Origin of the sequence: Chitinophaga sp. SYP-B3965 (assembly GCF_009647655.1) — a bacterium.
Classification (GTDB): domain Bacteria; phylum Bacteroidota; class Bacteroidia; order Chitinophagales; family Chitinophagaceae; genus Chitinophaga.
This window is the reverse complement of record NZ_WJFD01000001.1, coordinates 3,383,569-3,400,773: the sequence shown is the minus strand read 5'-3', so window position 1 is coordinate 3,400,773 and position 17,205 is coordinate 3,383,569. Positions and strand designations below refer to the sequence as shown.

Genomic DNA, 17,205 nt, shown 5'->3' with positions numbered 1-17,205 from the left:
GGAGGGCCCGGGTTTTGCCATATATGGGATTTTCAAAATTCCAGATTACATTTGCTGCATGTTTACTGAACTTTGTATTAGCATTTTTGACCAGAGTATCCGGGATTACCATGTTCACAATGATATTTACCGGAAAGTGGAGAATCCATATGCAAAAACCACGGTGGAGCACCTGTTATACGGGAAAAACTGGATAGATACTGTTCAGTGGCACCTGGAAGATGTGGTGAGGGACCCTCATATTGACCCGGTTAAGGCATTGGACCTGAAGCGCTGGATAGACCGCTCCAACCAGGAACGGACGGATATGGTAGAATACACAGACAGTTACTTTCTTGATAAATATACAGATGTGATCCCTCAGCCCAAGGCTACCATTAACACGGAAAGTCCGGCTTGGGCTATAGACCGCCTCTCCATCCTGGGGCTCAAGATCTATCACATGCGGGAAGAAGCTACGCGCCCGGATGCTACAGAAGAACATCGCAAAACCTGCCAGCGTAAGCTGGAAATCCTGCTGGAACAGCAAAAGGACCTTTCCACTGCTATTGAGGACTTGCTGGAAGATATCAGCAAAGGCCGCAAATACATGAAAGTGTACAAGCAGATGAAGATGTACAACGATCCTTCCCTCAATCCTGTATTATATGGCCAAAAGCCGTAGTATCCTGGCTATACGGTTTTCTGCCATGGGAGATGTGGCTATGACCATTCCCGTGATGAAAGAGGTGTTGGATGCCAATTCGGAGCTTACTATCATATTTGTGACCAATAAGAACTGGGGGCCGCTCTGTGAGGGGATCCCCCGGCTGGTATTTGTGCCGGCTGATCTGAAAGGGATACATAAAGGGGTTCCTGGACTGTACCGGCTCTTTTCTTCTTTGCGCGTTTCTTATCCCGGGATCAGTGCTGTGGCGGATCTGCACCAGGTGCTGCGTTCCCGTATTGTGCGGATGTTCTTTCGTTTAAGGGGAATCCCGGTGGCAGTGATCGATAAAGGGCGGGAAGGGAAGAAGCTTTTAACCCGGAAAGAGGGGAAAGTGCTGCAGCCACAGACCACTACCATTGAGCGGTACCGGCAGGTTTTCCGGGAATTGGGGTTTTCAGCCTCCGAAGGTTCCGGTGTGTTGCCCCGGTCTTCTAATGATCTGATCCAGATAGGGATTGCTCCCTTTGCTACATATAAAGAAAAGACCTACCCCGTTGAAAAGATGGAAGCCGTGATCCGGCAGGTAGTGGCCAGGGAAGATGTGGAAGTGCTGTTGTTTGGAGGAGGAGCAGCGGAAATAGCGCAATTAAATGTGCTGGCTGCTAAGTTTAGCCGTGTGCGGGTGATGGCTTTGGGTCTGAAAGAGGAATTATCCATCATCAGTGGTTTAAAACTGATGGTAAGCATGGATTCCGCCAATATGCACCTGGCTTCTCTTTTTGGGGTGCCGGTGGTATCTGTATGGGGCGCTACGCATCCTTATGCAGGATTTATGGGATATGGGCAGAAAGAGGAGAATGCTGTGCAAATTGACCTGTATTGCAGGCCATGTTCTGTTTTCGGTAATAAGCCTTGTTACAGAGGAGATCATGCTTGTATGGAACAATTATCTCCAGAGCGGATAGTTGAAAAGATAGCAGCGTTGATTTGATGAAACGCCTGTATTGGTAAGGTTTTCAAGGTTTTTTCTAAAAAAGTGGGAAGTTTTTTTTGCAGAAATAAAAAAAAGTATACTTTTGCAATCCCAATCAACGATGTCCCATAGTATAATGGTAGTACGACAGATTTTGGTTCTGTTTGTCTTGGTTCGAATCCAGGTGGGACAACAAGGGTTAGAGAAGATCTTCACGGATCTTCTCTTTTTTTTTACCTCCCTCTCCTGTTTTTATAACAATTATTTCATGCCCGTTTTGTTGTTTGACGTTTGCTACAGATTAATTTTCCTGCTTAAATTATTCATTTTATGAAATATGCTTTATTGTTCGCAGGACTTTTCATGACGCTTGCGGTACATGCACAGAAAACCCCTTTAACGGAATACCCGGGTACTTACAAAGTGGGTACAGGTGAAACCGCGCAAGATATCAAAGTGGAACTGAAAGAAGACAAATTGATCATCAGCGGCAGCAGAGGCAGTGCAAGTATCAGCATGCAGAGATCTGATACCTTCGCTGTAGATGAATACGGTGGCGAAACGATCTTCCTCCGTAATGCGGCTAAACAGATCTCCGGTATCAAAGTAAACATCCCTTCCGCCAACATCGCTCTGGAAGGCATCCGTGTGGATGACCTGATGGAATATGTTGGTACCTACAAAGTACCCGCTGGCGATGATACGGATCTGGTGGAGGTAACTTTGAAAGATGGGATACTTACTGCTACCAGTCATGCTGGTAGTGCAGCGCTGAGTGGTAAGGCAGGAGATACTTTTAACGTAGAGAAATATGGCGGGCATATCATATTCAAACGTACGGAGAATAAGGTCTCTGGGATCAAGATTGATATTCCTTCTGCTAATATTGATGTTGAAGGGGTGAAGGCGGTACCTACAAATCAACCTTGAAATACCCTGTTGTTATATAATAACAGAAAAAATATACAATTCCCTATGGGAGAAGTATCTGTAAGGACTTCAAAAAACCACTTCAAACGAAAGTTTGAGTGGTTTTTGTGTTTTTACACCATTTCCTCATCCCTTTCCGATTTTTGCATGTCAATTTCTTTTTGATTGTCCTGTAACCCTTTCCCAACTTGCTGGTCCGAGTTGGGTAGGGTAACTCTTTCAATACGAACCTTTTTTGTTCTCAACTTGTTCGCTTTTTAGTTCTTTGGGAAACTAAGCAAGAGAATTGCTAAAAAATACGCTGCCGAATCAGTTCAAACTTTGTTTTAGACATGATCATTTCGTGTACAGTGGCATGGGAAACGTTTTTTTTCACATGTTCTACGATTTGCAGCTTGGTGTTATGAGGCATATTGCATCCACAGGTTATGTCTGCGATGGTTTTAGGACGCAAGCTTATAGTCTTGTTCACGAAGTGGGCTTTTATCAACCGATATTCATCTTCATGTTTCCAGATGTTGGATTTGGTACATATCAATTTTGTAAAAGCACTCGTGTGATCTTCAAATAACCCCAGCATTGGTAAATTGTCCTGATACTGCATATGCTGAAAACCGGCTTCTGTGTTTAAGTAAAGTTCCTTTTTATGAAAACCAATCGCAAAGCCCTTATGGGACTGGGCATAATAAGACCACAACAAAAATTTTTCCGGGCTTTTGCAAAGACAAACAATGCCAATTTCCCTTGCTAACTGGTCGGAAGTACGAAGCTGAAATTCCTCTTGGAACTTATCATTGCGGTAATTACCCTGTTGTTGTTGCTCATAACACATGTTGTGAATTTCTGTGTCTGGCAGATCGGGATGCATTTGCTTGGCAGATGTAAGATATTTTAAGAAAATATTAGCCTCGGTCAGTTCCTGGGGATCGTATTGGAATGGAATACCCCCATCAAAGGGATCATTGAACTTTCTGTACGAGCTAAAGTACAGTTCGTTTTCGAAGAGTAGTTTACGAGAGTTTGGATTATCCCAGTCCCGGAATTTGTAAAGGATGTCAGGTACATCAAATAGAAAATTTTTGTCCTTAAGATTAACGAAAGTGTAAGTTGTCATATTGTAAAGCTTAAGGTATGGGGAAGAGTGTGTTATGTCGTTTCAAGTACTAGTTCTGCATCTACTTCACCAAAGACTTTCTCGATCTTCCGTACCATCAGGTTCGCGTGGTTACTGAGGGAATAATACGAATGAAGAGAATCTCTGTTGGCAAGCTGGTTCATTAACCTATCAATCTCTATGTCAGTCTGGGCAATACCGCTTTTTAGCCTGTAACCATGTGCTATCAGAGTGTTCCTGATGCCTGTTAGGTTGGGGAAAGTATTATTAATATTATCAAGCAGGGGCTGACCGTACTTCTTGATGTCGATATATTGTTCTTTGTTAAAAAGGATTGCCGCCTTCGCAAATCCTTTAGACAGTTCATCGTTGAAGGAACTATAACAGACCATCATGTTACTGACTACGCAATACATGGTGATCCGCAGATTATTCAATTCTAATTCATCCCAGATGGGACGGTTATATTCCTGTAGCATTTTGTTTTCCAGGTATTGCAACGATTTTTCATTCATTTGCAGGTTGGCGTTAATTCGCTTTATGATTTTGATGGCCTGCTCAAGATCTTGTGATAGGGGGGCTGTTTTATCGTTAGACATGTTTGTTGATATTGATAAAAGATACGATTTTCCCTGAAAAAGAAAGAAAGTAAATATAGGTGGCAGGACGACTTGGCATGTAATTTTACTCAAAGCTCCCTCCCCCATTTTTTATATTTATTTTTATGCTATTATCCTTCTTTAATTGTAAAATATCTAAACTATGGGATTAGTAAAATCCTGGTACATGGACCGTGAATTAAGTGGAATTGGCGGCTCAGTAGATAAAACTGTATGTGCTTGCCATATTGATGATTATGCCATCCAATCATTTATTAATAAGACAGGAGAGAATGGTAGATGCGATTACTGTGAGGAAGACAACATAGTGGTGGAAGTTAATGAGTTAATGGTTTTCATTATGGCAGGAATTAATAGGCTTTTTACGGATGCGGGTGAATTTATGCCATATGATTCCAGCGAGGGCGGGTACTTGGGGGAAACCTTTGACGATAATGACCTAATTGAACTTATCGACTTAAATATTGATAATTATGAACTGCAAAAGGATATTTGTTACTGCATAGCTGACCGGGCCTGGGCTAAAGAATATGGGAATGATAAAGCGGAGATCCTCACGTACGGCTGGAAATATTTTAAGGAGGTAGTAAAGCATCACTCTCGATACTTGTTTTCTCAAACATCGAAATTCCACAATGAGGAGACAAGGCAGAATTCTTTTGAAATCCTTAATGATATTGGGATGATCGCCCGAAAGTATGGATTGTATACTACCATTTCGTCAAGCGTAGCGCTATATAGATGTCGGCAGCATGCCATAGCAGAAGTAATTAAGCCTCCCAAGGACCTTGCTTCCCCACCTCGTCAATATGCGATTTATCCTAATAGAATGAGTCCAGCGGGAATTTCAATGTTTTATGCCGGTTTTGATCGGGATACGGCGATAGAAGAAACAATAGATTACAACAATACCAAGAAAAAAAGGATTACCTCAGGTAGATTTTTGCCCAAGTGTACGATAAGGGTGCTGGATTTTTCGCGACTACCTCAATTGCCTAGCATATTTGACGAGGAAAAATTCCCGGATTATTTCCCAATTTCTTTCTTAAAGAGTTTCGTAACTGATCTATCGGGTAGTATTGTTCATGATGGGAAAGAGCATATTGAATATGTACCAACACAAATTGTAACCGAATTTTTCCGTTTTACCTTTGCTGAAACCAATACATTGCCTATCAATGGTATTGTATACCCTTCATCTAGATGTCGGGGCAAGAATGCTTGTGTGTTGTTCATGGATCACGAGCAGTCGTTAAAAGAGTTGGATTTTGACCCGGCTAGTCTTGAGACGATCAAAGTAGGAAAAATATCCAAACCTACTTCTCTGTAGGAAATTTCAATAAGGTTCAGATATAATAAGGCCTGTGGATACGGGTAATTATTAAGATTCTTGTTGCTTCAAAAATGCTGTTTTTGTGTTTTTAGGGGTACTCATTTCAAATATTAGTAAATCTTATAATTAATCGGTATATTAGACTACTAACCCAAAACCCTAAACCCAATTTAGCTATGAAAAAGAAATCTGTCCTTTTAATTCTTTGCGCACTATTCATGATCGTTGCCTGCAGAAAAAACATTTCAGATCGTACGGCCGAAACCCAGGTAAATAAAACAGTTAACGAGTATGTGGTAGACTACAGATCCTCATTTAAGGATAGTGTGCTGCATTTTGAACTGGAGATCTCAAAAACAGCGGAGATCATCAAAGAAGATCTTGACATCGATCTGAAAGGGAAACGATACCTGAAGACCATCTATCAAACCCTTCAGGAGCGATCTTTAGATAGTAAGTACAGCAACATCACAGTGGGACAAGCCAGGGAAATTTGCCTTTCGCTGAGAGCAGTAATTGCAGAGCACACCAGTACTTTAACACCGGAACAATTAAAAAGCCCCAACATACAGGGGATGTATATGAGCCTGGCCTTTGCCAGACGTATACTAAAGAACAAGATGAGCGTCTCTAACCTTGCCAGGACTGGTAAACTTAGTACGACTGATCCGTCAGCCGAACCTCCCTTACTTCTTGATCAACCCAGTTATGCACAGGATGTTTATGAGGGCTACGAGATTGGGTTAGCGCCCTTTGTTTTCAATGAAGATATCATTGTTAATAAGCAGGCATTTTTAGATATAGTGGACGAAGATGCAGGCGCGGCAGAGCAGGACGATCGGGGTTTATATGTTTTTCAGGATGTTCTAAATAGCATGCTGGCCAACAGTTTTAGCTTAAAGGACTTATTAACCGAAATAGATTACTATGTGGCTACACATCCTGAGAATTGGACGAGCGGATCAGGAGGATGTGCAGGAGGTTGGTGGCCCTCAGGCAGCAGTCATGGATGTTGCGGCAACTATAGCGGGTGCTGCTATTACTGGCATCCGATATGTTATGTACATGATAAAATATGTTCAAATTGTAAACCCAGATGGTTCTGTTTTAGCGGTTGTGTACCAGATCCCAGATCTGTATCACAGCCAGCAGTATTTACTTTTCTTGAAGATCCGGCAGTACTTGCAGAAGAACCAGGGGAAGACGGTATGTATATACCAGCAACTGTGGCCTTCGAAGGGATCTATTACAAAACAGAGCTGAGTGAACTGAGTTTATTCGTACCTCAACTCTATACAGACATCTATCTTAATCCGACTGATCTGAAGTATTACTCGGATCTGGCATATACTATTTTAGTGCCAGATGGATATTATGATTCACCAAACGAGATTGTTGGTAATAACCATAAGTATTATCACATTGTGGGGGGAGTAGTTGTAGCGCGGTATGGTATAGTTATTTTTCAGTAGCGGAAACAAAGAGATTGAAACCCGTTGGAAGTGTAAGTTTCCAACGGGTTTATTTATTTGATTATGGAGAATAGGGGTGTTTTGTGGAGAATTAGATGATAGTTGCAGGATTTGATTTTAAAGGCAAGAGAATGCATTTGTTGCTTAAAATCAATGATTTACACAGTTTTTTTGTTTATGTGCGTGGTGGCAGCTATTGCTCTTTTGGTAAAAGGGTGGATTTTATGGAGAATTAACCTTTGTTTTTATCATTGAACATCGACGTATTTTTTGTGCAGGATTTCCAACACATGTTTTGGTGAAGTAATATCAGTTGATGTGCCGGGAGATTGTACCAGAAGGTATTTTGTTCCTCGTCCGGTTCCCTCTGAGGTAACAATCCCATCTTCCACTAGTTTGGTGATTAAGTATTTAATCTGATTCCGGTTTAAGAAGGCAACTAGTTCTGTTTCCAATTCTCCCATCTTTAATTTTCTATTCTGAAGAATAGCTAATACCTGTTTTACTTCTTTAACAAAGTAACGTGTGCCAATCCGGTTTTCTTCACTGGTTAATTCATAATAGTTTATTGGTAATTCGTAGCGGGAAGAATTAGTAGTCCTGAAAATGAGATTTTCTTCTTCCAGTTTCCTGATCACACCTGAATTGATATTAGCATATTGCCCTTGTTTTAGTCTATGTAGCCCAATAATTTCCTGCACGCCCAGTTTTTCTTCCGGGGTTCTCACATTTTGTACTTTCCTGATAAATGTAGAAAAGGCAGGGTCTTCCATTTTCCCATCCAGTATCAGACTTACCTGATACATATTAGAATGCGTATAGTCTGGTTCCGCTTTTCCTTCCTGTAGGGTCAAAGAATATATTTTATCTACTCCCTGACCAGATCGTTCCACAAGTCCCGTTTTTTCCAATACTTCTGTCATCAGGCGGCTTCGTGGAGTGCTGGAAACAGTGACGAGATTTTCAAGACTAACACCTTTGGGGAATCCTCCCGGATTGTGGATCTCTATTTTATAAGGATATTGCCTGATCACTACTTCACTTTGCATGGTATAATCACGATGTGCTATAGCGTTTAGAATAGCTTCCCGGATCACTTCTTCATTGAATACGTGGGTTGGAAAAATATATGCCTGATCCCGCATAGGAATAGGTGAATTTTTATCATTGATAAGTTCCCAAATCCGATCAATAGCAATAAACAAAGGCTGTCTTATCACCTCTCTGAAATTATAAGGCGTTTGGGATATCGTATATCGGAACTCCCAGATGATACTGGCTTGTGGTAATTCTCTAGAGATAATATCTTCCTGTCCTAAAAGGATCAGTGCTGCATGGGTCAGCTTTCCTCCCGGATTAGCCAGTCTAAGGTCCGAAAGTAATTGGGGAAGAGGAAGATGCATGATATTGGGGTTTCCATTCTTCCTGCTGTATGCCTGGCGCATTTTTACTATAGCAGCTATGTCAAGGTCTATAGGCCTTACGCCTTCACAAATTTTTGCAGAGAAGTCTGGTTCTTGTTCAGATAGTATGTGCCAGATCATTGTCTGATCCATGTTGCGAAGGCTGTCACCTGTGCGCATTAACGGAACACCTTCAAAATCGAGGTATCTGCCTAAAGGCCTGCCAGGGATTTTAACGCATACAACTCTCAAATCATTTTCAAATAATTCCAGGATCTGTACTCTTATCTTTAAGCTGATATAGACATTGTCTTCCGCTTTTTTAATTCTACCCTTGAGGAATTCAGTTCCAACAACTGTATGAGGAATACGATCACTCATTCCTAATATCAGCATACCGCCTCCTTCATTGGCCAAAGCAACAATATATCCAAGCAGGCACTTCCGCCGTTTGATCTGATCTTTATGATCACTGCCATCAAAAGAAAATCCGTTTCTGGCTTCTTTAAACTCAACATTATCTTCAGATTCTTTTAATAGTTTTAATTCAGCTATGGTCATGATTGTGAATGTTCTAATTGATAAGAGTAAAAAAACATGCGGGGAGGGCTAATTTATTTATGATTTAATGTTTCCTTATTCAATACATATCAACCAAATCCCAAATATTAAACTAAATCCCCATAAAGCACTGATAATCCATATTTTAGATACCTTCGGGGCAAAATTATGCTCATGAAGAAAATGTTATTCCCAATTATTGCTGCCCTTATTGTTTTAACCTCTTGCGCTGCCTCTAAAAAACTAACCGCTGAACAGCGATACATGAAGCAGCAATACAATGAACTGAAAAGTGCTTTAAATGAAGCGGATGTAACGATCCTCAACGATAGTGTGAAAGTGATCTTCCCGGATCATGTATTGTTTGCCACTGCTTCTGATCAATTGAAAGATGACATTAAACCAACGTTTGAACGTTTTGCAGCGGTGCTTAATAAATATGATAAAACGAAGATCCTGATCACCGGGCATACGGATAATACAGGTGAGACTGCTTATAACAGGAACTTGTCTGAAATGCGTGCGGTGAATGCGCGGCAGTTACTGAATAATTACAAGGTAGATCTGGATCGTATGTTCACCTGGGGGCTTGGAGATCATGTGCCTGTTGCGGATAATGCTACGGACGCCGGGAAAGCAAGGAACCGCCGGGTGGAGTTTGTGATGTTATATAATCTGAAATAGTTTTTATCCTGATGGCCTTTTCGCCTTTGCAATAAGGGATGCGGCAACTGGTAACCGTGTTGCAGCTGCCATTCCATACAAAATCAACTTCTCCGGATACAAGGATGCCAATGATCTCATGGGTATTCATGTTGAACACGGGAGAGCCTGAATTACCCTGGAATGCATCCAGGGAAGTATAAAAATATTGCGGGTGATTGTTCTCTTTCACACCGGCATTCATGGCTACTTTTGCAGGCAGGCCGCAGGGATAGCCGATCATATATACATCCTGTTCTTTTGCCGGGGCGCTGGTGGAAAACGTTAAGGGTGGTCTGTCTGTTGGTTTATTCAATGCTGCTACTGCCACATCGAGTTGTTCGTCTTTATAGAGTATTTGCGTGAGGTAATAGATATCTGTAATGGGGATGAATGTTTCGTAGGCGCCACCTGTTTTATTCAATACTTCATATCCGAAAACAATGGCATAATGATCTACGGGTTCGGTGAAAACGTGATTGGCTGTCATTATTTGCGGGCCGTCGCCCTTGATGAGGAAAGCGGTACCTTCTCCGGCAACGGGTTGGGTTGCAAATGCCTGTCCGATGCATAACCCATATTTACTGCCTAACGTTAGACTTGTATTAATGCGGTAAAAACTATCGGTTACAGCTTGCAGGTTTTCTTTCAGGATGATCAGCCCTACGGAACGTGCGTTAGAAATTATCTGGTTTTCATTATTTATCAGTGGGTTGAGGTCCCGGAGTTCGATCCGGCTGTCAAATTGAGAGGGGCCGACGTACCTTTTCCTGGCAGGATACTTTGCCTGGTCCTGGAGATATTGCTCCATGTCATCTTCAACAAGGCCTTTTCCTTCCCTTTCCTCATCTTTTTGGAGTGCTTTCTGTGCCAGTATTGACTGATCAAGCTCCAGGGAGTTTTTTTGTTCCTGCTGGGTAGCTTGTGCTTTGATGATCATGAATGTATTGGCATCATACTCCGGAGCGGTACGCGTTACTTTGTCAAACACTACTTTCTTCTCATAAGATTTAATGCTGGCAGAGTCTCTCAGAGGCAGCCTTGGCGGTCTGATCTTTATACGGAACTGTGCCGTGCTTGTTTGCATGATCAGCAAACATACCAGTAACCCAATTAATTTCATTTCCTGAGTTTTGTATGCAGGTTGAGTAAAGGTATATCCAGCACAGCCCCAATTCCTATACGATAGGAATCAAATGATTTGTAGCTATTATCACTTTGCAGTACCCTGAGTTCCGGTCCATATTGGATCCCGAGATTAATGGAGAAAGGTGTTTTTGGAAAGCCTAAGCTAACATGCAGGCCGGGTGCCAGGATATTTTTAAAATTAAATTCCGGTAACGCGCGGGTGCTATCAGAACTATTCAACCTTAATCTTGTAACAGCACCAATATCAATTACAGACAGGAACCCTCCCAGTGAATATCCGCATCCGATACCCCACGACATGCTTATGCCGATCGGAGCTGTAAAACCAACACTCATAGCAGACTTATTCTCAGAAGGGGTTATTTCATAAGCTGCCATGATCCCGGGATAACTGTTAAGAGAGAAGTTTTTTGCGGCTTTACGTTTGATGGCATAACTGCCAGCTGGTAATGCGAATGCTTCTATAGCTTTTTCTACTCCTTCTGCATCCTGAGCAACCGCCATATCATTTACAAAATGAATGAGTGAGATCAGCCTGGGATTCAATTGCAGATCTAATTTCTCAGGTAATTTCAGCGCGTATACACGAAGGGCATCCGTCAGGGCCCTTCGTTTTTCCTGTAGTTCTTTTCCTTCTTCTTTGAGGCCCAGTATAAAATAGTTTGTGCAAATGGCTAAAGAATATGCCTTAATACTTTCAGTGATCTGCGTTGCTTCCTTAACAGTAAAGAGCGGTTCTGTGGTATCGCTGGCCCTTTTTATGCGGATACTAACTAGTTCACTTTTTATCGAATCAAGCTTTTCCTGTAATAAGTTTTGCGAATAATAGGAAACGACCACCTTAATAAAATCTGGGGTGTTTAGGAGTTCTTGTGTTTTTTGTAGGTTTGCGGCAGTCATACTCCCTGAGGTATATGCTTCCAGGCATAGTGTTTTAAATACGTCTATCGGGCCATTGAATATTTGAGGGTCTTTATAATTCCTGGTGTAGTAATTTTTGACCTTGTCAAGTTCAATATTGAAACGGGGGATGGCTTCTTTCATTGTTGTGTTCACATGTCCTTTTATTATTGCCGGAGCAACTAAGGCCCAATCATATACACTGAGGTTGAAACGGCTATTGTCCACACTTTTAACAAAATTGCTTACCAATGTAAGCTGGTTGTTTTGAAGCAAAGGGGCACTGATCTCCAGTGCTTTTATCAATGCTGTGGTATATTTTTTACGTTGTATATCGTAAATGACATCATTGGTAGTATTGGCAATGGTAAAGTAAGGTTTGGTGAGTTGTGATATCTCTATCCTTTCGGTTGCCTTGTCTGTATCATCCAGGTAATTGATCAGTTTATCTGCTGCACCGGTAGTTTCTTCGGAGAAGGAAATAATGCTTTTGATAAAAGCGTAAACAGTGTCTGCTCCTGGTTTGATGCCTGCCTTGTTTGCTTTGCGGATATCTGCGGCGAGCGTAAATACTTTTTCTGCATTCTTTGCGGACTGTGTGATCAGATCTGTGAAGAATATCCGGTTGGCCTCCATGTCATCAACATAATCCAGCACCTTTTGCTTAAACAAACTTTTTAATAGAACAGGATCTTTATCATTATTGATAAAGGCGATGTCATAATATTTGAGGTTCTGCTGGTGAAGGAATCCGCTGTATAAAATGAAGAAGATACTTTCCTGCGCATAGGTGGTGAGGAATTCTGTACTTGCGAATCTTTTTTCACCATTGTCTATCACCACCAGGCTTCTTGAAAGGAGGGCCGTGAGATAAACGCCATTTGCAATATTGTATCTGATCTTACTCTCCTTCTCTTTTTTCCATCTGCTGATATTCCGGCTGGTTTCGAGGAAAGTAAAGTAATCAACCGGGTTCTTTATTTTGGAGATATCCGGTATCAGTTCTAATGCTTCAAATGCAAAATCAAGGTCTGGATACCGGGAAAGGAGTTTACCTATCCTGGGTGTATTACGGAGGTTTGCAGCATTGTCCAGCAGGTGATTCAGATCATCTTCGATGTATTGTTTGATCTCATTTGGAAAATTGGTGATCTGGTCTGCATTAAAACCTATCAGGAAGCTGGTGGTTTTGGGAAGCAATACTTTAAATTCTGTCAGCGGGTCATTTTCATCCGGGTTTTGAAGCCAGATCTTTATCCGGTCCAGTACGTAAGTGGTCAGTTCCTCTTTTATCCTTTTGGCAAGAAACCGGCCAAGGCCATCTATCACTGTTTCAAATGTCAGGGCGCCTCCTATAAAGGGAATGCTTTTTTGAACGGAGGAAACGGTATTGGAGGTAGCAAACAGGTCAATCTCATTAGTGTTTAAGGAAGTGTATTTATCTGCAAACTGTTTGATAGCTTTCACCAGGAACGCGTTATCGCTGTACTGGTTTGAGATGGCATCCAGTTCTAACAGATCTACTTCAGTTTTCCTGGCATTATATCTCCTTTTGATTCCTTCCAGTTCCTGGGTAACGGATACAGCTTTGTTCAAGGTATTTAAGTCCTTTTCATGCTCGGCCATGTAAATATCCAGTTCCTTTTTTTTCATGTTAACACTGTCCAGGCAGGCTTTCAGTTCGTTTGCACTGGTATTAAAAAGTTTGGATTTCAGGCTTGCCTGCTGCGGGTCCGTGAGATAAGACTTAAAAATAGCAATCACCTGCGTCCTGTCACGGCTGATGTCTGTTTCCCGTTGTTCAGGGTCCGTAGCGCTATAATCCTTTTTTAAGAGATCGGTAAGGGTGGCAGCATGCCCTGCCACCGGGGCATCTTTCTGCGCGTACAGGAAAGAAGGGATCGAAAGGAGTACTAGGGTAACCAGGTAAAGGGAACGTTTCATATGTACAGGGGGTAAGTATGCGCGTAAAAATATCAATTATAATGGGTTTTCCAATAGCCAAACATAATTGCATAATATTTGTTAAATAACATTATCTATTTAAACCATGGTGCCAACATGTAGTCATTGATAACATTAATGGATATACAATGGTGTTCTTATTAAGGTCGGGAGTAGCAATAGTGCTTGTTTTTCTATTAAGTGGCAGGGTGCTGGCGCAGGACAGCCTCCCCGCCAAATGGGGTTTGCAGGATTGCCTGGATTATGCCATTCAGCACAACATCCAGCTGAATAGCCTACGGTTAAGCCGTTTGAGCAGCGGGCAGGATGTACTGCAATCCCAGGCGGCCAGGTTACCGGACCTGAATGGCTCCGCTTCTCAGAACCTCAGTGGGGGCAAGGTGGTGAGGTCTGCCAACAGCACGCCTTACATAGTAGGCAGCTCCGGTAATTATTCCCTCAATTCAAACCTGGTGATCTTCCAGGGTGGCATGCTCAACTATGACATCAAACAGAAGAACCTCGCGGTACAGGTGGCGGACCTGGACATTGCCCAGCAGGTAAATAATATCACCTTACAGATCACACAGGCTTTCCTGAATATTTTACTGGCTAAAGAGAACATCGTTTATGTAAAGGATGTGGTGGCTACTTCTGAAGCACAGGTGCAGCAAGGGCAGCAGCGTTATGATGCAGGCAGCATTGCATTGAAGGACCTGGCCCAGTTGCAATCTCAGCTGGCCAATGATCAATACACATTGGTGGCCGCAGAAAATCAACACCGGCAGAATAAACTGGTGCTAAAACAATTGCTGCAATTGCCTTACACGTACAGTATGGAAGTCAGTGAGCCGGATACGATCACCACAACGGAAACCCCTTATCCTTTGCGGGAAGCGCAGGATGTGGCGCTTACCAGCCGGCCGGAAATTAAAAGCAGTGAACTGGGCATTGAAATAGCAGGGCTGAACCTGGCAAAAGCAAAAGCGGCTTACCTCCCTACATTAAGTGCCGGCGGATCTATCGGCAGCTCTTATGCAAGAGACCCGGATTTTGCTTATCTCAAACAACTGGATAATAACTTTTACCAGCAGATAGGGCTTACATTATCCGTTCCCATTTTTACACGGCGGGTGAATAAAACCAATGTGGAGAAATCAAAGATAGAAGTGGATCAGTCCAAACTGGTATTGCAGGATACCAAAACCAATTTATCGCAGGCAGTGGAGCAGGAATACATCAATGTGCAGAATGCACAGGCGCAATATGATGCGGCGGTGGTGCAACTGAAATATGCACAGGAGAGTTATCGTATTGCCGCAGAACAACAGAAAGTGGGAGTGGCCAATATGGTGGAATTCCTGCAGCAGAAAAACTTATACATACAGGCCTTTCAGGCATATATACAAGCTAAATATACTGCAGCATTAACTATCCGGATATATGACTTTTACAGGGGCGTACCCGTAAAACTATGATCAGATGAAAAAATATAAAAAAGGCATTATTACAACTGTGCTGATCCTTGTGGCGGCGATAGCTATCTGGTATTTTTTTATCAGGAAGAAGGAAGTGCCGGTGAGTTTTGAAACGGCAGCACCGGAGTATGGACACATTGCCACTACAGTTACGGCTACGGGTACACTCCGGCCTGTGGATACTGTAGCAGTGGGTACACAGGTATCAGGTACTATCAAGAGCCTTTATGTGGATTTTAATACACAGGTGAAGAAAGGGCAATTACTCGCCGAGCTGGATAAATCTTTATTCCAGGCACAGGTAGATCAGTTCAGGGCTAATCTGCAGGTGGTGCAAAGTAACCTGCAATACCAGCAGAATAATTTCTCTCGACAGGACCTGCTCTATAAAACAGGCGCTATCAGCAAAGCGGATTATGATAATGCCTTTAACCAGATCAACCAGGCAAAGGCAAATGTAGCCAGCGTGAATGCGCAATTACAAACGGCCTTAAAGAACTTCTCTTTCACGGAGATCTATTCTCCGATAGATGGTGTGGTACTGAACAGGAATGTGAGCTTAGGGCAAACGGTGGCAGCCAGTTTTAATACGCCTACCTTATTTGTGATCGCAAAAGATATTTCGCATATGCAGGTGGAAACGAGTGTTGATGAAGCAGATATCGGTAACGTGGCAGATTCGCAACGGGTAACTTTCACGGTAGATGCTTATCTCGATGATGTGTTTGACGGGCAGGTACAGGAGATCAGGTTATCTCCCTATGTATCCTCCAACGTGGTTACCTATAATACGATCATCAATGCCGCGAATGCATCCATGAAACTGAAACCGGGGATGACGGCCAACGTGACCATCTTCACCGCAGAAAAAGATACAGCCTTATTGTTACCGGTAAAAGCATTGAAGTTCCGGCCGGATTCTGCGTCATTGGAAGATTATGTAATTGTAAGTGCGGTGCAGAGAAAACCGAAAGCAGATACAAATACAGACAAACCCCGGCAACGGATGGGTTCTTCCAATTACGTTTGGTTGCTGCGTGGGGACACGCTTGTGCAGAAACACATCCGCACGGGTTTAAATGATAATACACATATAGAAGTACTGTCCGGCTTGTCGCCAAAAGATGTGGTGGTGATGTCTATGAATGGGAGCAGCGGTCCTGCGGTGGCAGGTGGTGCCAGCAGTCCTTTTATGCCAAGAATGGGAGGGCGCAGACGATGAACAACAAAATACTTGAACTACAGGAGATCCGGCGGGAGTTCGTGATGGGCACGGAAGTAGTACGTGCGCTGAAAGGTGTTTCCTTTGATGTGCATGCCGGTGAATTTGTGACCATCATGGGCAGCAGTGGTTCCGGGAAAACAACCCTGCTCAATTTACTGGGGTGTTTGGATAAACCTACCTCTGGTAATTATTTGCTGGATAATGTGAACGTAAAAGAGCTGTCCCGCAATGAGCTGGCCAGGTTGCGTAATCATAAGATAGGATTTGTATTTCAATCTTATAACCTGCTACCACGTACTTCTGCATTGGAGAATGTGGAACTGCCGCTATTTTATAATCCTTCGCTGAGCACACATGAAAGAAAGGAACGTGCAGTAAAAGCATTGCAATCCGTGAAACTGGGAGACCGGCTGGATCATATGCCCAATCAGCTTTCCGGTGGACAGCAACAACGGGTGGCTATTGCCAGAGCATTGGTAAATCAGCCGGTGATGATCTTAGCGGATGAAGCTACGGGTAACCTGGATACACGTACTTCTTATGAGATCATGATGCTGATGCAGGAATTAAATCAGCAGGAAGGTAAAACGATCGTGTTTGTTACGCACGAACCGGATATTGCTGCATTCAGCAGCAGAACGGTGATGTTGCGGGATGGGAAAGTGGTGAAAGACAGTATCAATGAAAACATCCGTTCGGCAAAAGAAGCATTGGCTGCTTTGCCTGCGGCAGACGACTATTAAGCATGAATG

General features: G+C 42.7%; 14 protein-coding genes and 1 tRNA gene. 10 read left to right on the top strand and 5 right to left on the bottom strand.

What is annotated here, in order from left to right; translation table 11 throughout:
• The first annotated feature begins 58 nt into the window (after nucleotides 1–58).
• From GFS24_RS13480 to GFS24_RS13465, 4 genes are all read left to right on the top strand, one after another.
• Nucleotides 59–664 (top strand): DUF4254 domain-containing protein, encoded by a 606-nt coding sequence (locus GFS24_RS13480; RefSeq protein ID WP_153660076.1) that lies wholly within the window; start codon nucleotides 59–61, stop codon nucleotides 662–664.
• A complete protein-coding gene (locus tag GFS24_RS13475; RefSeq protein WP_153660075.1) occupies nucleotides 648–1,640 on the top strand; it encodes a glycosyltransferase family 9 protein in 993 nt (330 codons plus the stop codon). Before GFS24_RS13480 ends, GFS24_RS13475 begins: the two co-directional genes overlap by 17 nt.
• A 104-nt stretch (nucleotides 1,641–1,744) precedes the next feature.
• Nucleotides 1,745–1,815: transfer RNA gene (locus tag GFS24_RS13470), tRNA-Gln, on the top strand.
• A 137-nt stretch (nucleotides 1,816–1,952) separates the two neighbouring features.
• Nucleotides 1,953–2,552: a hypothetical protein gene (locus GFS24_RS13465; RefSeq protein ID WP_153660074.1), complete on the top strand. Its 600-nt coding sequence runs from the start codon at nucleotides 1,953–1,955 to the stop codon at nucleotides 2,550–2,552.
• A gap of 289 nt (nucleotides 2,553–2,841) precedes the next feature.
• Here the strand turns inward: GFS24_RS13465 and GFS24_RS13460 are convergent, their stop codons facing one another.
• A complete protein-coding gene (locus GFS24_RS13460; protein ID WP_153660073.1) occupies nucleotides 2,842–3,666 on the bottom strand; it encodes a DUF2971 domain-containing protein in 825 nt (274 codons plus the stop codon).
• A gap of 32 nt (nucleotides 3,667–3,698) precedes the next feature.
• Nucleotides 3,699–4,265: a hypothetical protein gene (locus GFS24_RS13455; RefSeq protein ID WP_153660072.1), complete on the bottom strand. Its 567-nt coding sequence runs from the start codon at nucleotides 4,263–4,265 to the stop codon at nucleotides 3,699–3,701.
• 187 nt (nucleotides 4,266–4,452) lie between these two features.
• Here GFS24_RS13455 and GFS24_RS13450 point away from each other — a divergent pair, with 187 nt between their 5' ends.
• Nucleotides 4,453–5,616 (top strand): HEPN-associated N-terminal domain-containing protein, encoded by a 1,164-nt coding sequence (locus tag GFS24_RS13450; RefSeq protein WP_173003066.1) that lies wholly within the window; start codon nucleotides 4,453–4,455, stop codon nucleotides 5,614–5,616.
• 179 nt (nucleotides 5,617–5,795) lie between these two features.
• Entirely contained in the window at nucleotides 5,796–7,091 is a 1,296-nt protein-coding gene (locus GFS24_RS13445) for a hypothetical protein (protein ID WP_153660070.1), read from the top strand.
• A gap of 248 nt (nucleotides 7,092–7,339) precedes the next feature.
• On the opposite strand, the gene GFS24_RS13440 is transcribed toward GFS24_RS13445, so the two are convergent.
• Complete coding sequence (locus GFS24_RS13440; RefSeq protein ID WP_153660069.1) at nucleotides 7,340–9,055, bottom strand: ATP-binding protein; 1,716 nt, start codon at nucleotides 9,053–9,055, stop codon at nucleotides 7,340–7,342.
• A gap of 174 nt (nucleotides 9,056–9,229) precedes the next feature.
• Between GFS24_RS13440 and GFS24_RS13435 the strand changes: the two genes are divergently transcribed.
• Nucleotides 9,230–9,739, top strand: coding sequence for an OmpA family protein (locus GFS24_RS13435; RefSeq protein WP_173003065.1), 510 nt, complete (start codon nucleotides 9,230–9,232; stop codon nucleotides 9,737–9,739).
• On the opposite strand, the gene GFS24_RS13430 is transcribed toward GFS24_RS13435, so the two are convergent.
• Nucleotides 9,675–10,880 (bottom strand): serine protease, encoded by a 1,206-nt coding sequence (locus tag GFS24_RS13430; protein ID WP_153660067.1) that lies wholly within the window; start codon nucleotides 10,878–10,880, stop codon nucleotides 9,675–9,677. The genes GFS24_RS13435 and GFS24_RS13430 overlap by 65 nt on opposite strands.
• A complete protein-coding gene (locus tag GFS24_RS13425) occupies nucleotides 10,877–13,750 on the bottom strand; it encodes a hypothetical protein (protein WP_153660066.1) in 2,874 nt (957 codons plus the stop codon). The genes GFS24_RS13430 and GFS24_RS13425 overlap by 4 nt, the downstream gene beginning before the upstream one ends.
• Before the next feature lie 149 nt (nucleotides 13,751–13,899).
• On the opposite strand from GFS24_RS13425, the gene GFS24_RS13420 reads away from it, so the two are divergent.
• From GFS24_RS13420 to GFS24_RS13410, 3 genes are read left to right on the top strand one after another with little or no spacing between them, the layout of a single operon-like run.
• Complete coding sequence (locus GFS24_RS13420) at nucleotides 13,900–15,228, top strand: TolC family protein (RefSeq protein WP_153660065.1); 1,329 nt, start codon at nucleotides 13,900–13,902, stop codon at nucleotides 15,226–15,228.
• 4 nt (nucleotides 15,229–15,232) lie between these two features.
• Nucleotides 15,233–16,450: an efflux RND transporter periplasmic adaptor subunit gene (locus tag GFS24_RS13415; RefSeq protein ID WP_153660064.1), complete on the top strand. Its 1,218-nt coding sequence runs from the start codon at nucleotides 15,233–15,235 to the stop codon at nucleotides 16,448–16,450.
• Nucleotides 16,447–17,196 carry an ABC transporter ATP-binding protein gene (locus GFS24_RS13410; protein ID WP_153660063.1) on the top strand — a complete coding sequence of 250 codons (750 nt, stop codon included), beginning with the start codon at nucleotides 16,447–16,449 and terminating at the stop codon, nucleotides 17,194–17,196. The genes GFS24_RS13415 and GFS24_RS13410 overlap by 4 nt, the downstream gene beginning before the upstream one ends.
• Nucleotides 17,197–17,205 lie beyond the last annotated feature (9 nt).

What these genes read in the sequence shown, in the direction of transcription:
- GFS24_RS13420 (WP_153660065.1), top strand. Translation starts at nt 13,900, where the DNA reads ATGGTGTTCTTATTAAGGTCGGGAGTAGCAATAGTGCTTGTTTTTCTA.
- GFS24_RS13430 (WP_153660067.1), bottom strand. Translation starts at nt 10,880, where the DNA reads ATGAAATTAATTGGGTTACTGGTATGTTTGCTGATCATGCAAACAAGC.
- GFS24_RS13465 (WP_153660074.1), top strand. Translation starts at nt 1,953, where the DNA reads ATGAAATATGCTTTATTGTTCGCAGGACTTTTCATGACGCTTGCGGTA.
- GFS24_RS13445 (WP_153660070.1), top strand. Translation starts at nt 5,796, where the DNA reads ATGAAAAAGAAATCTGTCCTTTTAATTCTTTGCGCACTATTCATGATC.
- GFS24_RS13455 (WP_153660072.1), bottom strand. Translation starts at nt 4,265, where the DNA reads ATGTCTAACGATAAAACAGCCCCCCTATCACAAGATCTTGAGCAGGCC.
- GFS24_RS13415 (WP_153660064.1), top strand. Translation starts at nt 15,233, where the DNA reads ATGAAAAAATATAAAAAAGGCATTATTACAACTGTGCTGATCCTTGTG.
- GFS24_RS13440 (WP_153660069.1), bottom strand. Translation starts at nt 9,055, where the DNA reads ATGACCATAGCTGAATTAAAACTATTAAAAGAATCTGAAGATAATGTT.
- GFS24_RS13480 (WP_153660076.1), top strand. Translation starts at nt 59, where the DNA reads ATGTTTACTGAACTTTGTATTAGCATTTTTGACCAGAGTATCCGGGAT.
- GFS24_RS13450 (WP_173003066.1), top strand. Translation starts at nt 4,453, where the DNA reads ATGGACCGTGAATTAAGTGGAATTGGCGGCTCAGTAGATAAAACTGTA.
- GFS24_RS13425 (WP_153660066.1), bottom strand. Translation starts at nt 13,750, where the DNA reads ATGAAACGTTCCCTTTACCTGGTTACCCTAGTACTCCTTTCGATCCCT.
- GFS24_RS13410 (WP_153660063.1), top strand. Translation starts at nt 16,447, where the DNA reads ATGAACAACAAAATACTTGAACTACAGGAGATCCGGCGGGAGTTCGTG.
- GFS24_RS13460 (WP_153660073.1), bottom strand. Translation starts at nt 3,666, where the DNA reads ATGACAACTTACACTTTCGTTAATCTTAAGGACAAAAATTTTCTATTT.
- GFS24_RS13475 (WP_153660075.1), top strand. Translation starts at nt 648, where the DNA reads ATGGCCAAAAGCCGTAGTATCCTGGCTATACGGTTTTCTGCCATGGGA.
- GFS24_RS13435 (WP_173003065.1), top strand. Translation starts at nt 9,230, where the DNA reads ATGAAGAAAATGTTATTCCCAATTATTGCTGCCCTTATTGTTTTAACC.